The organism is uncultured Mucilaginibacter sp., assembly GCF_903913935.1.
GTDB lineage: Bacteria > Bacteroidota > Bacteroidia > Sphingobacteriales > Sphingobacteriaceae > Mucilaginibacter.
The window spans coordinates 1-1854 of sequence record NZ_CAIWNH010000507.1; the positions used below are offsets into that span (position 1 = coordinate 1).

The window sequence follows — 1854 nt, forward strand, 5'->3', positions numbered from 1 at the left end:
AAAAGAGATAGTCACATAGCGTTTGGATATGCAGATCAGTATTGGCGAAACCATGCATGTGATATTTACTTCGGGGAAAGCGCTCATTGAAGACATACAGAATAACCCGCAGATAAAGTATCCATTTAAAACAACAATAGTTAAAGAAAACGATTGGTTAAAATTTACTTAAACAGGTTTTATAACAAATTTAATGAGTACAAAGAATACTAAAAGAAGTACAGGAACTTTAGGCACGTTTCAAATTTTGCAAAAAATATACGACCTGTTAGCGTATGACGCCGAATTTAAACCGTTACTCGGAAACATCCCAAATAACATCCATATTTTAGTTTTCGGCGACAGCGGCGAAGGCAAAACGGAATTAGTTATGCGCATGACGAAAAGCTTTTGCAAGGCTGGAACTGACGTGGATTGGATAAGTTATGAACAGGGACATGGCCTTGATATGCAGATGGCTTTGCGCCGTAACGGGATGCTGGATGTAGGCAGCCGCTTTTCAGTAACCGACCCACATTACTGTAAAAAACCGAATACTACCTATTTAGAAGATTTGCGTACTAAGATAGGCAAGCGGGGAAGCGCTGATCTGTTTGTAATTGATAGCGCCCAGTATATTGATATTACTGTGCAGGAATATTTTGCATTAAAAAACGACTACCCTAAAAAGGGCTTCATTTTTATATCGCACAAAAACGGGAAGTATCCTGACGGTAAAACAGCGTTAAAGATTGGCTATGACGGCGGCTGCCGCATATTGGTTAAAAACTATATAGCCCATCCTGAAAAGAACAGGTTTGGCGGCACAGAGCCTTATGTAATATGGGATGAAATGGCGCGAAGGCGCGAACCGAAGTTTTTTATTGAGCGGGATAACCGCCCTAAGAAAACATTGTTTGATGCTGAAAATGTAGCCGAAGAAGGGGGGGTATCTGCAAAATGACGAAGTATATTTTAACCTCAATCCACTACAAAGGAGGCGTTCAGTTTAACTATGACAATGCCGGATTTCTGCTGTTTTACAGCGTATTAGACGCTGAATTAAACGAAACGCAGCTGGTAGGTTTACTGCGAAAAATGCCCCGTGAAGAGGCTGATTTGCAAAAGTTGAACGAAACGCAATATTTTACTGTAAAAAAGGTAAGTGAAGATTTAAGTTTTGAAAACTTTTGGCGGGAATATGATAAGAAAATACACCCGCATAGGTGCGAACCTTTCTACAACAAAATGAGCGATGTAAAGAAGCTGGCTACGCTTAAATCCATAGGGCCGTACAATTATTATCTGACACGTACCGGCGTGGCAAAGGCGAACCCGGAGAACTATTTAAAGAAGGAATATTATAAAACTGATTGGAGTAAGGAAAGCTAAAACCATGACTAAAGATCAAATTAAAAAGGCGCGCACGCTGCTGGCTAAAGCGCGGGTAAATGAGGAGAATAAGATAGTAATAGTTGAAAGCTTTACCGAAGGCCGCACGGGTAGTTTATCATTAATGGATTACCCGGAAACAATGGCGCTGTTTAAATACCTTGAAGATATGACAGGGCAACCGCCCAGCCAGAGCGATAAAAGCAAACGCAAAATATTAAGCCTTGCGCACGAAATGAAATGGCATATCCCCGGCACCCGCCGTGTGGACATGGAGCGGGTAAATAACTTCTTTATCTCGAAGCTTAAACACCCGCTTGATGATTTGAATGTAGGGGATTTAAACAAGGCCGTTACCATGTTTAGTAAGGTTCATGTAGGTTATTTAAATGGAATTTAGTAAAAATGCCCCCGATTGTATTTAAAAGCCATTTTAAAGGGTAATCAGGATGTTGTTTGGGGGGGGGGTAAAAATGCAAATAC

At 40.8% G+C, this 1854-nt stretch carries 4 protein-coding genes; all 4 read left to right on the forward strand.

The features are described from left to right. Positions 1 to 28 precede the first annotated feature (28 nt). The 4 genes from QZY09_RS20480 to QZY09_RS20495 are packed head-to-tail and all read left to right on the forward strand — an operon-like array spanning position 29 to position 1771. Positions 29 to 172 (forward strand): hypothetical protein, encoded by a 144-nt coding sequence (locus QZY09_RS20480; protein ID WP_295675513.1) that lies wholly within the window; start codon positions 29 to 31, stop codon positions 170 to 172. A 21-nt stretch (positions 173 to 193) separates the two neighbouring features. Further along, complete coding sequence (locus tag QZY09_RS20485) at positions 194 to 943, forward strand: hypothetical protein (RefSeq protein WP_295675515.1); 750 nt, start codon at positions 194 to 196, stop codon at positions 941 to 943. Then, the gene (locus tag QZY09_RS20490; protein ID WP_295675517.1) at positions 940 to 1371 is read left to right on the forward strand and encodes a hypothetical protein; all 432 of its coding nucleotides are present in this window, start codon (positions 940 to 942) and stop codon (positions 1369 to 1371) included. Before QZY09_RS20485 ends, QZY09_RS20490 begins: the two co-directional genes overlap by 4 nt. Positions 1372 to 1375: 4 nt before the next feature. Then, the gene (locus QZY09_RS20495) at positions 1376 to 1771 is read left to right on the forward strand and encodes a hypothetical protein (protein ID WP_295675518.1); all 396 of its coding nucleotides are present in this window, start codon (positions 1376 to 1378) and stop codon (positions 1769 to 1771) included. Positions 1772 to 1854 lie beyond the last annotated feature (83 nt).